Origin of the sequence: Nostoc sp., assembly GCF_036917155.1 — a bacterium.
In the GTDB taxonomy this organism is placed as follows: Bacteria; Cyanobacteriota; Cyanobacteriia; order Cyanobacteriales; family Nostocaceae; genus Nostoc.
In genome coordinates, this window is record NZ_JBALDZ010000169.1 from 15,550 (window position 1) to 31,625 (window position 16,076).

A 16,076-nucleotide genomic window follows, 5' to 3' on the forward strand; every position below is an offset into this window, starting at 1 on the left:
GAGTTAGGAGTTATTATTCTCTCTCCCTCCCACTATCCCCTGTCCCCTGTCCCCTGTCCCCTGTCCCCTGTCCCCTGTCCCCTGTCCCCTGTCCCCTGTCCCCTGTCCCCTGTCCCCTGTCCCTTGTCCCCTGTCCCCTGTCCCCTGTCCCCTGTCCCCTGTCCCTTATCCCCTGTCCCCTGTCCCCTGTCCCTTGTCCCTTATCCCCTGTCCCCTGTCCCCTATTGCCTTCTGTCTATGCTTAGTGTTTTAATTCTAGTGCCGTTAATCGGTGCAGCTTTAATTGGTTTCTCGCCCTCTGGCATCAGTGGGAAATTCGCCCGTGGGGTGGCTTTGGTCTTTGCCAGTATCGCTTTTTTGTGGACAATCGTACTAGCAATTCAGTTCCATCCAGGAGAAATTACTCAACAGTTTGCTGAGTCTCTCCCTTGGATAGATGCTTTAGGGTTGAATTATAACCTTGGGATAGATGGTTTATCTTTGCCGTTGCTGGTTTTAAATGGATTGTTAACTGCCATTGCCATCTACAGCAGCGATGAATCCTTACAGCGTCCGAAATTTTATTACTCTTTGATCCTATTATTAAGCGCTGGGGTGACAGGAGCCTTTCTGGCACAGGATTTACTGCTATTTTTCCTGTTTTACGAATTGGAACTAATTCCGCTGTATTTGTTAATAGCCATTTGGGGTGGCGCCAAGCGGGGTTATGCGGCGACTAAATTTCTGATTTATACAGCCGTTTCGGGAATCCTGATTTTAGCAAGTTTTCTCGGCATGGTTTGGCTGAGTGGTTCCTCTAACTTTGCACTAGCAACCTTGAACGCAACAACTTTACCTCTAGCAACACAGCTTTTATTGCTAGCGGGAATTTTGATCGGTTTTGGGATTAAAATTCCCTTGGTTCCCTTCCACACTTGGTTGCCAGATGCTCACGTTGAAGCTTCCACACCGATTTCAGTCTTATTGGCTGGGGTGCTATTGAAGTTGGGAACTTACGGCTTGCTGCGATTTGGCATGAACTTGTTACCAGAAGCTTGGAGTTATCTGGCTCCTTGGTTAGCCACTTGGGCGGTGGTAAGTGTGCTGTATGGTTCATCCTGTGCGATCGCTCAAACCGATATGAAAAAAATGGTAGCATACAGCTCCATTGGACATATGGGTTACGTGCTGTTAGCAGCAGCAGCGGCTACACCTTTAAGTGTGTTGGGTGCTGTAATGCAAATGATTAGCCACGGCTTGATTTCCGCAATGCTGTTTTTGCTGGTGGGGGTTGTGTATAAAAAAGCCGGAAGCCGTGATTTAGAAGTCATCCAAGGATTGCTGAACCCAGAACGGGGTATGCCAGTAATCGGTAGCTTGATGATTGTCGGAGTCATGGCTAGCGCTGGTATACCGGGAATGCTAGGGTTTATTTCCGAATTCATAGTTTATCGCGGGAGTTTTCCAGTTTTCCCAGTGCAAACCTTGCTATGTATGCTTGGCACTGGTTTAACAGCGGTTTACTTCTTAATACTCGTCAACCGCGCCTTTTTTGGCCGCTTGTCTGCACAAGTTACCAACTTACCACGAGTGTATTGGAGCGATCGCGCCCCAGCGGTAATTTTAGCGGCGCTGATTGTGATTTTTGGCATTCAACCTGCTTGGTTAGTGCGCTGGACTGAACCAACAATTACAGCAATGGTGAATAGCCAAAACGTAGTAGTAGCAGTGTCCTTGGATAAAGCAATGGGGGCTAGGGATTAGGGAATGGGGAGATGGCGAGATAGCGAGATGAGGGGACAAGGGGACAAGGAGATAAACAAAACTCCTAACTCTTAACAAACTTTTCGGAGAGATGGTAATGGTAACTATTAAAAAGAAAGCAACTCACAATCCCTTAGCTGAGTATATTGAACGTCTGCAAAAAGGAGATGCATTACTCCCCGATAGTCCAGAGAATGTGCTGGAAGTTGTTGGTATTCTTAAAAGCTATGGCGTAGTTTTAGATGCCTACTCAAAAAATCTTAACTATATTGCCGAGCATCAGTTTTTAGTATTTTTCCCATTTTTTAAATACTTTAATGGAGAGGTTTCTTTGCAGAAATTACTCCGTCACTGGTGGCATAACCGAATTAATTTTGAATATGCCGAGTATTGCATGAAAGCCATGATGTGGCACGGTGGCGGCGGACTCGATACGTATTTAAATACAACAGAATTTCAAGAAAGAGTGCAAGCCGTTATTGCCGCAAAATTTAAAAATAATCCCTTCATTCCGGGTATCAACCAACTGTTTCCAGATTTCTTGACAGAACACTTGCGCGTCTCTGCTTACTACACAGGTTTAGGTCAATTTTGGCGAGTCATGGCTGATATCTTCCTCAGCTTATCAGACCTCTACGATCAAGGCAAAATCAAATCGATTCCCCAAGTTGTAGAACACATTAAAGCCGGGTTAGTGGCAAATGCATCAAACCCAATTACCTACACCGTCGAAATTCGGAATGAAGTTTATGAAATCATTCCCAAAAGCGTTGGTTTGACTTTCTTAGCAGATACAGCCATCCCTTATGTAGAAGCAGTATTCTTCCGAGGAACTCCTTTCCACGGTACAGTTTCATACAACGCCCAAGGATATCAAATTCCCCCAGATCAAACTCTATTTCAATATGGCGCATTGTATGCCGATCCTTTGCCCATCGGTGGCGCGGGTATTCCTCCCACCTTATTGATGCAGGATATGCGTCATTATCTTCCAGAATATTTGCACGAAATTTATCGTCGTAGTCTTCGGGGTGAAGATGATTTGCGGGTACAAATTTGCATTAGTTTCCAAAAATCGATGTTTTGCGTGACAACAGCAACGATTTTGGGACTGATGCCTCATCCTTTGGATACTAAAGATCCAAATGAGGAGAAAGGTAATCGAGTTTATTTAGAGAAGTGGATGAGTCGGTTACAAACTTCGCGCTTGCTGGATGTGAATAAATAGTTGATATCAATATTGTAGAGATGGCGATGAATCGCGTCTTGGTGATGATTTATCGTATCTTTGTGATCTATAGCAAAAAAATTGTAGGTTGGGTGGAGCGGAGCGCAACCCAACCTATATCAGGATGTTGGGTTACGCAAAGCCTCCACCCAACCTACGTCTAATGCACAATTTTTTTGCTTGCCACGCCACTAGTCTAATTAGTTTTTCGTAAAAAGCTATGAAAAAACCTGCTAATCATTTTGCAAAGACTAGCAGATATGGCTTATCATCAATCGGAGCGGCGGGATTCGAACCCACGACCTCCACTACCCCAAAGTGGCGCGCTACCAAGCTGCGCTACGCCCCGGTCAGAATTACTATCATATAACAAAATTCTAGGATAATCAAGAGGCAAATTTAAAAAACCTTAAGCATCCCAGTCGCTTGCAGTAAATCTGGAACAGCAGAAGCATTCCATTTACCTTCTACACATCGCCCTGTATTTAAGATGAAGCGCAGACTGTAATCATGAGGATAGCCTTCTACCTCCATCCATAATAAATCGCTTTCGGCTTCACAAGCAATTTTTTCCTCTTCCATTAATTCAGCTGCTAGTTGTTTCATGGTGTCTGCTAGCTGTGCTATTAGACGACAAAAATCGTTCAACTCGGCTTCGGTTAACTCAATTGCCCAATCATCTGTACCGACTAAACCTTTAAACTCAGGTGTATCGGGGTTCCAGCCAATACGCCAACCCAATCCAGTTTTAATCACGCGTTCCATAGTTTAATTTTTGAAACGTAGAGGTACGCAGGTCATTTCAGTAGTTCGGCCCCTCCCCGTTGTGGTGGCAGTGGGGGTGTGGATGTAGCCAGACTGGTTGTGGTGTTGGGGTTAGGGGGTACCGTACTTTGGGAAGTGGGGTTAAATATATTAACTAAGACTTGCACTAAGGCATTTCGCTGGCTGCGGGTGAGACTTTTGATGGCTTTGCGATCGCCTTCTATGGGATTTTCCCGTAGCGAATCATTCCCTGGATAGCTAGCATCATACATAATTTCATTGACACCCAGGTAATCAGCTAAAGTTAGCTTCCAATCCAAGCGATAAATTGGGGCGCGACCTTTGGTATAAATATGATATCTAATGAGGCGATTTGCTAAGGTGTTGTTTTCGGCAATCTTCCCGTTTTCTTTGCTGATATATTTATTTTCTAGTGGAAAATCTGGCAACTGTTTATACACTAGCTGCCAAACATCGCTAGGGGTGATTCTCTGAGCGTATGCTGGTTGGATACCCAGTAAATTTGTCTGTATTGATTTGTCCGCCCCTAAACCTAAAACAATTACACCCACTACTATGAAGGCAAGTAGTAGTTGTGTTAGCGGATAGCTAGGGTTTAGCCAGTACTGAATTCCGAGTTTTGAGAGGATTGATTTAGGTAGAAGTTTTTTCTTTTTCATAATGGTAACAAGCAACTAAATTTATTTATGGAACGAAATAAAAACATTTATAACCAGTGGCATAGCGGAGGCAGCCGCTTGGGCGGGTTTCCCGACTTGGGCGGACTGCCGTCAAGAAATAATACTGACTTAATCATTTCCCCTGAATTTATTTATGGGGATTATCTTTTTACTTTTTACTTCTTAATGACTCCTGAATTCTGCGATATCTCTACGTTTCAACCTCAGATACATTCAAACCTGTTAACCTAGCTATCTGTTCTATTGTCATCCCCAACTCAAGTAAGTTGCGTGCAGTTTGTAATAACTGCGATTCTACTTTGTCTGCCCTTTGGCGTTCTTGTTCTGCCCTTTGGCGTTCCTTTTCTTCAGGAGTTGGCAGTAATTCCCCTGCCAAAATAGCCCAGCGTAACCAAGTAGCATTAATACCTTTATAACTTCCTTGCCATAACTGTAATGCTAACCCTAAAGATTGACTCACCAATTGATTTTGAGCATTTATGACGATGGCTTGATAAGCTCCTTTTTCATTAGAGAAACCAGCCAAATCATTAGGGTTAAAAGGGTCATACCAGAAATATTCTGGGACACGCATTTGATTTTGATAAATTAGTTTTTTCTCATTTTTGTCTGCTTGGGCTGTGCTGTCAGAAAGCAACTCAATAACTACATCTGGTGCTTTCCCCTCTTCCCAAACCACCCAACTGCGACGTTCTCCTTTTGGGACTTCCAACACAGCAAAAAAGTCTGGGCCTTTAAAGTCTTTGTTTCGCACCTGGGCCAGACTGTAGTAAACGAACATATTACCGCCGATAAACCCATCCTCTCGCTCTTCCAACCAAGGTATTAGAGCATCTATAAGCAAATCCATCTGGGCTTTGTGTCGTGGACTTTCCATCGGGATACCGTCATCGTCGGGTAATTCTGCTTGGGTGGGTGGGAGTTGAATATCTGGTGCAGCTAGGGTAGTTTCTGACATAGCTTTTCACCTTTTGGGTAAGCGTGACGGGTACTTTTATGTTAAGCGGTCGCAGGAATTTCAGTTAAAAATTTGTTTTCGACAGTTTTTCAATTTGTCCAGTAAAGTATGCTTCTTCGTGTTTTAGTTGTTGCGCTAGTTTTAACCCTTTTTGAAAAGCTGTTAATGCTTGAGGAAATTCTTTGCGTTCTACATACAATTGTCCAATTTGGTCATAAGCTTGCATCATTCCGTAAAAATTGGCGGCTTGCGCCTGTATCTGTACAAGAATTTGACTAGCCTGCAAAGCTTCGTCTGTTTGTCTCTGAGAACGGTACAGCGTAATTAATTTCTGCAAAGCTTCACCAGCACGAACATATTCCTGTAATTGCCAAGCAGTAGTATAGGCTTCTTGATAATTTTTAAAAGCTTCTAGCAGTAAGTTAGGATCTTTCTTGGCTAGAGATTCGTAATCTGAAGCGATCGCTAGCTTTAATTCTGGTATTTTAGTAAGATCGTTTTCATTAACGTAAATTTCTGCTAGTTTATTCAGTACATTCAATGACTGCTGCGGTTGGTTTGTCTGCTCGTAAATGTAAGCCAGTAGTTGCAGATATATTACCTCATTTCCACGTTCACCAAGGGATGTCGCTAAACTCAATAATTCTTCGTAGATTGGCGCAGCTTTGGGATAATCAAACCAACTCAAATGCAGTTGTCCAATTGTATTGAGGGTTTCTACTACTGCTGTTGGATCTTTTTGCTCTCGCACTACTAGCAAAACTTGGTTGTAAGCTTCTATGGCTAGTTTAGACGATCGCACATTTTGGTAAGCTTGACCTAGCGATCGCCACAATTCTAAATCAATAGGGGCAATTTTTTTCTGAGATTGCGTCTGTTTTTGAATTGTTTGCAATCGTTGCGTAATATATTGTACTTCTTCGCCGTTGTTTTGATTCCAAGCGATCGCACCGACTCGTGATAACGCTTGCACCTCTGCTAATGAACCGAAAAAGCGCCGCAAACGCAATTCTCGGTTCCAAATTTCAAAGGCTGTTTCTGGTTCACCTGCTTGTAGTTTCGCCGCCGCTTCTTGATTTAATGCATCCAATGCTGGTTCTAACTCTTGCCGTTCTTGGAGAGTTAACGGCTGTTTATCCTTGGGCGATCGTGGTGACAGGGGATCGGGTGTGGTAATCTCTAGAGGATTGGGAGGAAATTTGTCCGGTGGTTTGGGCTTCTTACTCTGTGCCAGCGTTAAGGAACTGCTAAAGAGTATAGTGGCAGTAGCGATCGCAATTAAACGCCTGAGCATAGGTACTTTACTTTGTCTTGAGTTGGTTGTATATAGCTAATTCTACGATTCATCTAAAGCATCCTGATTTTCTCTAGTCAGAGCATCCATCGTATATCTAATTTAAAAATTGCGTAGGCAAAGCCCATTAAAGGTATCGCAACCAGGATTTTTGAGTCTAGAAAGTGTCAAAATGATCCTAGATAATTTTTAAGCAACTAGTCGATCGTTTTGTAATGACTCATTCTACTGATATCGCCACCTTAGCCCGCTGGATGGCAGCTGACTTTAGCAATCAAGAACAAGCTTTTGAAAATCCGCCTTTTTATGCCCATATTCGCGTCTGTATTCGTCCCCTTCCCTTAGAATTGTTCTCAGGGGTAAGTTTGTTTCTCGAACAAGCTTATGATTTTATGCTCAATCAACCCTACCGGATGCGGGTAATGAAGTTGATTCCAGCAGAAAACCACATTGCTATTGAACACTACACTGTTAAAGAAGAACAAAAATTTTACGGTGCATCTCGTGAACCCGAACGCCTCAAAGAATTGTCTATTGACCAACTGGAAAAAATGTCAGGTTGCAACATGATTGTAGAGTGGACAGGTAAGAGCTTCAAAGGCAGAGTTGAACCTGGTAAAGCCTGCATAGTTGTACGTGACGGCAAAAATACTTATTTGGATAACGAATTTGAGATTGACGCTAAAGAATTTTTCAGCCTCGACCGAGGAAGAGATTTAGACACCGATGAACGCCTTTGGGGTTCTATCGCCGGCCCATTTCACTTTGTCCGCTGGGGTAGTTTTGCTGATGAAGTAAAGGTGTAACAGGTGGAGAGTGAAAACTTATAACTCAAAACTCTCTTTAATCTGCTAAGAGTTGTTTGTGTATAGTCAACTTGCTATCAGAATTTTCTAGCGATCGCTTAAAGACTACCAGAAACATCCAGTTAACCCACTATCTCTACCTTAGAATCCTATGCTATCATGGTTAGACTAGCATCCTATGGCTACTGAATGGCTACTAAGACATTTTAGAAACATTAAAGTAGTTCAGGGAATCTTGCTGTGGCGGCATAGCCAAGTGGTAAGGCAGAGGTCTGCAAAACCTCCACCGGCAGTTCGAGTCTGCCTGCCGCCTTATGGATTTGTACATTAACTAATTATTTGTCACTGTTAACAGATTGTGTGTCACAACTACAAATAGATACACCATCACAATGGCAGACCTCTCCTTACCTTTCAACCCACCATAAATTTAGCAAAGCTTTAGCACAACTACTTTGTTTTGACAAAATGTAACTTATATGGATGGAGGAAAAGGAAAGTATTAGTAGGTTAATATCAATGTAACCGCAGTCGATGTCTTCGACCGTCTAGAGTTCGGAAATCTTCTACTTGCCCCAGGTATTCAATCAGATTTGCACCAATTATTTTTCTCCTTAACCCTTGCAATTAGACAAAAGGTTGCAGACATTCGAGAAAATAGAGCAGGGAAACGCATCTTATTTCCTAATGAAAATTCACGAAGATTTCAAAATGTCATATATATTTATGAAAATCTACTCATTGGGCGGCTACAGATTATCCTTTAGAGTACGGAAAGCTGCCCAATGAGGTCTACATACTTTATTCTTTAATTAATATTTAAAAATCAGATAATTGACAGGCATAAATAGAGCTTTTTTGCTCAATATAACTATTGAAAGGCGGCTTTTGGCGATTCTATCAAGTTTTTATTGATCAAAAATATCTACTTAAAATTGTATAAAATCACACAAAAGTTAATAAATCAAAATACAGTTACCTCTTTAGGAGTGGGTAATTTCCGTACTAGGATAGACAAAAATATAGAAATAAGAGCGTAAGATTTGAAGGAAATTGTTAATAAGTTTAGTATCTGATGCCAAAGTGAATCAATTACAAGTACTAAAGCAACAGAAATAAAAAACTTCTAATTCAAGTTTTATTTTTTAGGAGGTTTGTGATGAGAATTGCTCAAGTAGCTCCATTGTGGGAGAGAGTTCCGCCTCCAGCTTATGGTGGCATAGAATTAGTAGTCGGATTATTGACCGATGAATTAGTCCGACGCGGACACGAAGTAACTCTATTTGCATCGGGAGATTCTATTAGTCTGGCAAAACTAACATCTGTTCATCCCCGTGCCCTCAGACTCGATCCTACTATCAAAGATTACGGCATTTACGAGATGCTGAATCTCGCTTCGGTGTACGAACGCGCAGAAGAATTTGATATTATTCACTCCCATATCGGACATGGGGCACTAGCTTACGCAAATCTTGTCAAAACCCCTACAGTTCATACGTTGCACGGTATTTTTACCCCTGATAACGAAAAGATGTTTAGTTTTGGAAAAAAACAACCCTACGTCAATATTTCCAATTCACAACGAGAACCAAGGTTAGGGTTGAACTCGATAGCGACGGTTTATAACGGGATTGATGTCAGCAGTTATGAGTTTCACTCCCAACCACAAGATCCCCCCTACCTGGCGTTTTTGGGTCGGATGTCTCCTGAAAAGGGAGCGCATTTAGCTATAGAAATTACCAAACTTGCCGGTTGGCATTTAAAAATGGCAGGTAAGATAGATGTCGTTGATGTGGAATACTTTGAGAAGGAAATCAAACCGCACATTGATGGGGAGCAAATTGAATATCTGGGTGAAGCCAACCATGTTCAAAAAAATGCCCTCATGGGTGGTGCATTCGCAACTCTGTTCCCGATTACCTGGCGAGAACCCTTTGGATTGGTAATGATTGAGTCAATGGCTTCGGGTACGCCAGTGATTGCAATGAAATTGGGGTCTACTGAAGAGGTAATTTCTCACGGCAAGACGGGTTTCCTTTGCAATAATATTCAAGAGTGCATCAGTGCCATCGATCGCACCATAGAGTTAGACCGCTATGCCTGTCGTCAGTATGTCGAAAACCTTTTCAGCGTTGGGCACATGACTGATGGCTATGAAACAGTTTATAAACAAATCATAGCAGAACGGTTTTCTCAGAATGGGCATTTCCGCAGTTTGGTTGATTTAGCTAGCTAGCGCATTGGTGTAATTTTACAGCCCTAGCGAATAGAATTCGCAGCTACACAAACAAAGCCCACCTCCGTGGGCTAATAAAAATGCTGTGCTACCCTACCAGGTGATGCTATGTCTACGACGGGCTACGCCTACGCTCCATTTTCCCAACATCTTAGCACTCACTCCTGGAACTCTTTCTAAGTCTTGTAAAGATGTAAAATTTTGCTGTTGACGACTAATAATTATTCGCTGTGCTAACTTTTTAGCTATGCCAGGGAGAGTTGCTAATTCTTCTAAGATTGCGGTGTTTATATTTACTTTTTGAATTGTTTGTAACTTAGTTGATGAAGAAGTTTTTATTTGCGGACAACGTGTTTGTTCTAATTTAATTTTTTCTTGAATTGCTGTTGGCAATCCGGGTTTAATTTTGCTATAAAGACGCGCAAACTCCTGCACATAATGGGCAGCAACTATCGGATTTTCAATCACTACAAGGGTTTCATCATTACCATTATTAGCAGCATCAGACCAATTATGAGAACCTGTAATTACTGTTTGACTATCAAGAACACCAAATTTGTGATGCAATAAATCACCTTTGGCTAATACAGGTACGCCCACGGTAGTAATTGGATTTGACCAAGGATGATTGTCAACTTCATATTTACATTTGTTACTGAGAGCAACCCCCATCATATCTAATGCTTCACTATAAGGACGGTAGGCGAATTGTGGTTCAATTAAAGCTCGAATTTTCACACTTTGTTGATGACGTTTTTCTAAAATATTGGCAAGACGCTGTTCGGAAAGAACAAATAACGCCATATCAATAGATTGGGTTGCTGAATCTAAAGTTTTGCCAATTAAACCATTACTACTGTCAATCCAAGGTTGAGTTGGAGAAGTAGGCGAAAATTGCACAGTAATTTTGGTGTTACCTAAAGTTATTTGTTTAGGTAAACGCATTGGCTTTTTTAAACCAAATCGACTATCTGGTTGACCTCCGGGCCCGTCTCCCCACATAATATTAAACTCTTCTGTAAATAAAGATGCTAATTCTGGACTGTCAATCTGCAATAAATTATTAGCATTGCCTAAACTGCTGGAATTTGTAAAATCCCCAGAAGTGTCACTTAATGTAAAATTGGCTGAAGTGATAATTACAAGGCGATTGTCCACAATCACAAACTTGTGATGCATCAAACTGCTACCTGCTGAACCATCTGCTCGATCGTCTAACCAGGGAATTTTGGCATTCTGTAAAATCATCAAAGCATCTCTTTGATTGATTTCTACTGGGCTAAGTTGATTATCTTGGTTAATATCGATAAATTTGCGGGATTCATTATAGCGTTCCCGTTCTCTTTTATCTAACTTATCTACTTCAGTAGATGTTAAGCTACTCCAGGGTCGGCTATAGGTATTTTCTAAAATTATCCTGACTTTTACCCCAGCTTTTTGTCTATCGACCAGTGCTTGGGCAACTTTGGGTAAACGTAATTCTTGTACCGCCACATCTACTGTAGATTTAGCGTGCGTAATAGCATCGGCAATCTGTTTTTCTAAATCATCCCCAAGGCGAGTTTGCTGACGGTAACTTTCTTGATATTCTGAAGACTCAGAATGGTTAAAGTAAACTTGAACTAGCGGGTCTTGTGGTAAGGGTGCTGGACGCTGATTAGAAGACTGGACTCGTTGACAACCAGCGAGGGAGAATATCAGTAAAAAGATATATAAAAAATATCTTTGTCTAGAAATAAGTTGCACTGTAATCTGTTAAAAGTGGATTGGGAGTGGACATATTTATCATTCCCAAAATTTTGCTTTCTGAATGAAGTAGAGAAATAGCTTTCCTAGTATTGGGAAAAATCCACCGCTAGAGGCAGAATTACAGAGATTTTTTCAGGATTTGTCCACTAAAACTGTATATGCTGACAAGAACAGCAGTCTACTACTAACCTGTGTTCTCACCATTATTCGGTTATATGCAAATTTATTTAGATTACAGCGCCACTACACCCACTAGAAAAGAAGCGATCGCAGTTATGCAAACAATCCTCACTCAACAGTGGGGCAATCCCTCCAGCTTACATGAGTGGGGACAACGGGCGGCAATGGTTGTAGAACAAGCCAGAGTCCAAGTTGCTGGTTTAATTAACGCCGCTAGTCCTGAATCCATCGTTTTTACCTCTGGTGGTACAGAGGCAGATAATTTGGCGATTATGGGTGTGGCTCGGTTGTATGCTGTTCCTCAACATCTAATTATCTCTAGCGTTGAGCATTCCGCAATTTCTGAGACAGTAAGGTTGCTAGAAATGTGGGGTTGGGAAGTTACGCGCTTGTTTGTAGATGTGAAAGGCAGAGTTAATCCCTTGGATTTAAAGGCGGCGTTGCGACACAATACAGTTTTAGTTTCTATAATTTACGGTCAAAGTGAAGTTGGGACTGTCCAACCGATCGCAGAACTAGGTAAAATTGTGCGATGCCTGCGGCGGGCGGAGCCATCGCATGGTGCTTTGTTCCATACAGATGCGGTGCAAGCTGCAGGACGTTTACCCATAGATGTGCAACAACTCCCAGTAGACTTACTTAGCCTTTCTAGTCATAAAATATATGGCCCCCAAGGTGCAGGAGCGTTGTATGTGCGTCCTGGTGTGGAATTGATGCCTTTAATAGCTGGTGGTGGACAAGAAATGGGACTGCGTTCTGGTACGCAAGCAGTACCGATAATTGCCGGATTTGGTGTAGCAGCAGAATTAGCAGCGCAAGAATTGGCTACAGAAATACCACGATTGATTAAGTTACGCGATCGCGCCTTTGCCCAATTAGCTGAGATTCCTGGTTTAATTCCTACAGGGGATAGCTGCGATCGTTTACCTCATCATGTAAGTATGTGCTTAGAAAACGCCGATGGGAAAAAACTCAGCGGTAAAACCTTGGTACGACAGCTAAACCTTGCTGGTATCGGCATCAGTGCTGGTGCTGCCTGTCACAGTGGTAAACTTAGCCCTAGCCCGATACTTTTAGCGATGGGTTATTCCGAAAAAGCCGCATTGGGGGGAATTCGCATCACATTAGGACGTGATACCACTGAAGCTGATATAGATTGGACAGTAATGGTATTGAAGCAAGTTTTGCAAAGGCTGACACCGGATTTATCTTTAGTTAAGCGTTAAATTAAATGTGATAAGGAACAATTGCTCAACTCCATCAACCCGCTCCCTTTACCCCAATCCTTCAACATCATCACTTTCCCCTTCCGACTCAACAAGCTCAAACTTAACTTTGTTGTATAAATCTTGTAGAGAAATCTCAAATGGTACGGTTACAAGTGCGATCGCTTCATCTTCTTCATCATATTCACGAAGCGCCCATTGCTTTTTCCCGGTTTTAGAAAATTGCTCTACATGAATCCGAGTTTGGTCAATTAATAGATATTCTTGAAAGGTAGAAATAGTTCGGTAAGCCTGAAATTTATCTTCGCGATCGTACCCTTTGGTAGATTTTGATAAAACCTCAACAATAATCTGTGGGTTCAGAATTATATCCTTTCGGTTGTTAAAAAACTCTGGCTCACCTGCCAGAATCATCACATCTGGATAGGTATAGGTACGCTTTTGGGTTATCCACAGACGAACATCACCCATGAAAACTCGGTAGTTCTGCTTTTTAAAAGCAAAATTCAACTCAGTACTTAAGTTGAGTGCTATTTGATTGTGATTTATTGTTCCACCTGCCATAGGAATTATTTGCCCGTCAATGTATTCGCTTTTATACTCAGCAGCTTCTTCTAGCTCTAAATATTCCTCTGGGGTATAGTATCGCTGTTGTGTTATTTGCATAGTTTTATCAGGTAACAATGTTTAACGATACGGAAGGTCTAGGGACTAAAGAGATTTCACTCATGTTTACCAAACAGTTTAACGTGGTTAGATAGAGGTGCTATGTGCTTTGTACAAAGTGAGCGTAGGCGCAGCCCAACCTGGGCATCGCTATCTCAATTCACAAAGTCTTTTAACTTTTTTTCTTATTGATAACCGGCTGCTTGTAAGAGAAACAACTTGGCATAACGTCCTCCTAGCTGTAACAATTCTTCGTGAGTTCCCTGTTCTATAACTTCGCCGTTTTCTATAACTAGGATTTTGTCAGCCATTCGTACCGTTGAGAAGCGATGGGAAATCAAAAGTACCATCTGATTTTGAGTAATAGCGCGAAAATGATTGAAAATCTCAAACTCAGCTTGGGCATCTATTGCTGATGTTGGTTCATCTAAAACCAAGATATCTGCTTGCGATCGCATAAACGCACGAGACAGTGCAATTTTCTGCCACTGTCCCCCCGAAAGTTCCTGTCCTCCCTTAAACCAACGACCAAGTTGAGTCTGAAAGCTTTGGGGTAATTGGTCAATAAAAGATTGGGACATACCTTTTTGGGCAGCAGTTTGCCACAGGGTTTTATTGTCGAGATGTTCTACATCGCCCACGCCAATATTTTCCCCCACAGTGAACTGGTAGCGGACAAAGTTCTGAAAAATCACACCAACGCGACGCCGCAACACATCCACATCCCATTCCTGCAAGTCCAAGCCATCTAACAAAATTCGTCCGGAGTCAGGGGTGTAGAGTCGGGTAAGTAGTTTGATTAAGGTAGTCTTACCAGAACCGTTTTCACCGACAATAGCCAGTTTCTCTCTGGGTTTCAGATGCAGCGAAATGTTTCTCAAGGCTGCTTTGGAACTTCCTGGATAAGTAAAGGATACGTTCTCAAAACGGATACCATCTTGGGGATTTAAACCAATGATTGCCTTCCCCCAAGACTTTGGTACTTCTTCTTCCAAGAAATCGTAGAGATTTGATAGATAGAGGTTGTCCTCATACATCCCGCCAATAGAAGTGAGGGCATTGGAGAAAGTAGATTGTCCTTGGCGAAAAACGGTAAGATACATGGTCATATCTCCCAAAGAAATCTTACCTAGCACTGTTTCCAGCACAATCCAAGCATAAGCTAGGTAAAAAGCACCAGTACTGACTAAACTCAGAAGATATCCCCACAATCCTCGCCGCAGAGTCAAATCACGGTCTTCGCCATAGAGTTGATCGAACAGGTTGCGGTAACGCCCCAACAACATCTCTCCCAACTGGTAGAGTTTGATTTCTGTGACAAAATCTTCTCTTGCTAGCAGATTTTCTAAGTAATGCTGTTGACGAGTTTCTGATGCACGCCAACTAAACAAGCGAAAGGCTTCTCCAGCAAACTTTGTTTCGGCAATAAATACAGGCATAGCTGCCAAAATCAGCACCACTACCGCCCAACCTGAGAAATTTACTAGCAAAATCCCGTAGGTAATCAGGGAAAGGGCATTTTGCACTAACCCAAAGGTGCGGTTTACTAAAGAAAGAGGACGAACTGATGCTTCTCGTCGGGCATTGGTCAATTTGTCATAAAATTCTGAGTCTTCAAACTGCCTAAGATCCAGTGTCAGCGCCTTTTCTAAGATGAGGACATTGACCCGCTGACCCATTAGCGCCCGCAATAACGATTGACAAATGATGATTCCCCGCTGACTGCCTGCTAGTGAAATTACAGCGATCGCTTCTAATCCTACATACAACAAAGGCTGAGAAATATTCACAAAACCATTGCTCTGTGAATTAACTTGAGATGCAAATACCACTGCATCAACAATCAACTTACCGAGGTAGGATATCGCCGCCGGCAAAAGACCACCCACTAAAGTTAAACTAGCCAGCAGAATAGTAAGTGATCGGCTAGTAGTCCATACTAGGTTTACAGCCCGTCCACTGTAACGGAAAACCGTCACTGATTGGCGTAGGATATTTCTTTTTTTTTAATTTTCATCTTTCTTTGCGCGAGATACCCCAGCTTGGGCGGATCTTCCTGACTCTATTAAATCTTTATTAATTTTACATTTTTCTAAGAATGTTCGCTGAAAACCCCGAAGTTGAAACCTAAAAACTAGTTTTGTAGGGTGTGTTATGCCGTAGGCTAACGCACTAGGGTGTTAACTTTGTACCATTTTAGGTGTTCAAAATTCATGCAAAATATATTATATATGCCAGTAGTTCTAATCAAGCGGACTACGAACAGCTTTACCACCCCTATTAAGTACATGGGTGTAAATCATCGTGGTTTTTACATCCTTGTGTCCGAGTAATTCCTGCACTGTGCGGATGTCGTAGCCGTTTTGTAATAAATGGGTAGCAAAACTGTGGCGAAACGTATGACAACCCACTTTTTTGAATACCAGCTTGTTGGACTTTGGACAAAAATAAATTGTTCGCGTTTATCTTACGCGAACAAACGAATAATTAATTTTGTTTATAGTTATCAGCAGAAAAAAAGCAT

The 16,076-nt window shown here is 42.0% G+C and carries 13 protein-coding genes and 2 tRNA genes; 6 read left to right on the forward strand and 9 right to left on the reverse strand.

What is annotated here, in order from left to right; translation table 11 throughout:
• Positions 1-237 precede the first annotated feature (237 nt).
• Both V7K67_RS22655 and V7K67_RS22660 read left to right on the forward strand, forming a co-directional pair.
• Entirely contained in the window at positions 238-1,743 is a 1,506-nt protein-coding gene (locus tag V7K67_RS22655; RefSeq protein ID WP_334729012.1) for an NADH-quinone oxidoreductase subunit M, read from the forward strand.
• Positions 1,744-1,840: 97 nt separating this feature from the next.
• Positions 1,841-2,971 (forward strand): CO2 hydration protein, encoded by a 1,131-nt coding sequence (locus V7K67_RS22660; RefSeq protein WP_334729013.1) that lies wholly within the window; start codon positions 1,841-1,843, stop codon positions 2,969-2,971.
• A gap of 275 nt (positions 2,972-3,246) precedes the next feature.
• Here the strand turns inward: V7K67_RS22660 and V7K67_RS22665 are convergent.
• From V7K67_RS22665 to V7K67_RS22685, 5 genes are all read right to left on the reverse strand, one after another.
• Positions 3,247-3,320 (reverse strand) — tRNA-Pro (locus tag V7K67_RS22665).
• Positions 3,321-3,370: 50 nt separating this feature from the next.
• On the reverse strand, positions 3,371-3,736 hold the full coding sequence (locus V7K67_RS22670) for a DUF1818 family protein (protein ID WP_334729014.1): 366 nt from the start codon (positions 3,734-3,736) through the stop codon (positions 3,371-3,373).
• Between the two features lie 32 nt (positions 3,737-3,768).
• Positions 3,769-4,416, reverse strand: coding sequence for a hypothetical protein (locus tag V7K67_RS22675; RefSeq protein ID WP_334729015.1), 648 nt, complete (start codon positions 4,414-4,416; stop codon positions 3,769-3,771).
• A gap of 211 nt (positions 4,417-4,627) precedes the next feature.
• Entirely contained in the window at positions 4,628-5,395 is a 768-nt protein-coding gene (locus tag V7K67_RS22680; protein WP_334729016.1) for a Uma2 family endonuclease, read from the reverse strand.
• A 64-nt stretch (positions 5,396-5,459) separates the two neighbouring features.
• Positions 5,460-6,689: a tetratricopeptide repeat protein gene (locus tag V7K67_RS22685; RefSeq protein WP_334729017.1), complete on the reverse strand. Its 1,230-nt coding sequence runs from the start codon at positions 6,687-6,689 to the stop codon at positions 5,460-5,462.
• A gap of 215 nt (positions 6,690-6,904) precedes the next feature.
• On the opposite strand from V7K67_RS22685, the gene V7K67_RS22690 reads away from it, so the two are divergent.
• The 3 genes from V7K67_RS22690 to V7K67_RS22700 all read left to right on the forward strand — a co-directional run bounded on the left by V7K67_RS22690 (position 6,905) and on the right by V7K67_RS22700 (position 9,731).
• Positions 6,905-7,495 carry a chromophore lyase CpcT/CpeT gene (locus V7K67_RS22690; RefSeq protein WP_334729018.1) on the forward strand — a complete coding sequence of 197 codons (591 nt, stop codon included), beginning with the start codon at positions 6,905-6,907 and terminating at the stop codon, positions 7,493-7,495.
• 242 nt (positions 7,496-7,737) lie between these two features.
• Positions 7,738-7,808 (forward strand) — tRNA-Cys (locus V7K67_RS22695).
• Positions 7,809-8,654: 846 nt separating this feature from the next.
• Positions 8,655-9,731: a glycosyltransferase family 4 protein gene (locus V7K67_RS22700; RefSeq protein WP_335168518.1), complete on the forward strand. Its 1,077-nt coding sequence runs from the start codon at positions 8,655-8,657 to the stop codon at positions 9,729-9,731.
• A 93-nt stretch (positions 9,732-9,824) separates the two neighbouring features.
• On the opposite strand, the gene V7K67_RS22705 is transcribed toward V7K67_RS22700, so the two are convergent.
• Complete coding sequence (locus V7K67_RS22705) at positions 9,825-11,477, reverse strand: phospholipase D-like domain-containing protein (protein ID WP_334729020.1); 1,653 nt, start codon at positions 11,475-11,477, stop codon at positions 9,825-9,827.
• A 218-nt stretch (positions 11,478-11,695) separates the two neighbouring features.
• Here V7K67_RS22705 and V7K67_RS22710 point away from each other — a divergent pair, with 218 nt between their 5' ends.
• Complete coding sequence (locus tag V7K67_RS22710; RefSeq protein WP_334729021.1) at positions 11,696-12,886, forward strand: cysteine desulfurase family protein; 1,191 nt, start codon at positions 11,696-11,698, stop codon at positions 12,884-12,886.
• Positions 12,887-12,934: 48 nt separating this feature from the next.
• Here V7K67_RS22710 and V7K67_RS22715 read toward each other — a convergent pair whose 3' ends face one another.
• The 3 genes from V7K67_RS22715 to V7K67_RS22725 all read right to left on the reverse strand — a co-directional run bounded on the left by V7K67_RS22715 (position 12,935) and on the right by V7K67_RS22725 (position 15,963).
• A complete protein-coding gene (locus tag V7K67_RS22715) occupies positions 12,935-13,552 on the reverse strand; it encodes a Uma2 family endonuclease (protein WP_334729022.1) in 618 nt (205 codons plus the stop codon).
• 185 nt (positions 13,553-13,737) lie between these two features.
• On the reverse strand, positions 13,738-15,531 hold the full coding sequence (locus tag V7K67_RS22720; RefSeq protein WP_335168521.1) for an ABC transporter ATP-binding protein: 1,794 nt from the start codon (positions 15,529-15,531) through the stop codon (positions 13,738-13,740).
• Positions 15,532-15,795: 264 nt separating this feature from the next.
• Positions 15,796-15,963, reverse strand: a complete 168-nt coding sequence (locus V7K67_RS22725) for a tyrosine-type recombinase/integrase (RefSeq protein WP_442943901.1) — start codon at positions 15,961-15,963, stop codon at positions 15,796-15,798.
• Positions 15,964-16,076 lie beyond the last annotated feature (113 nt).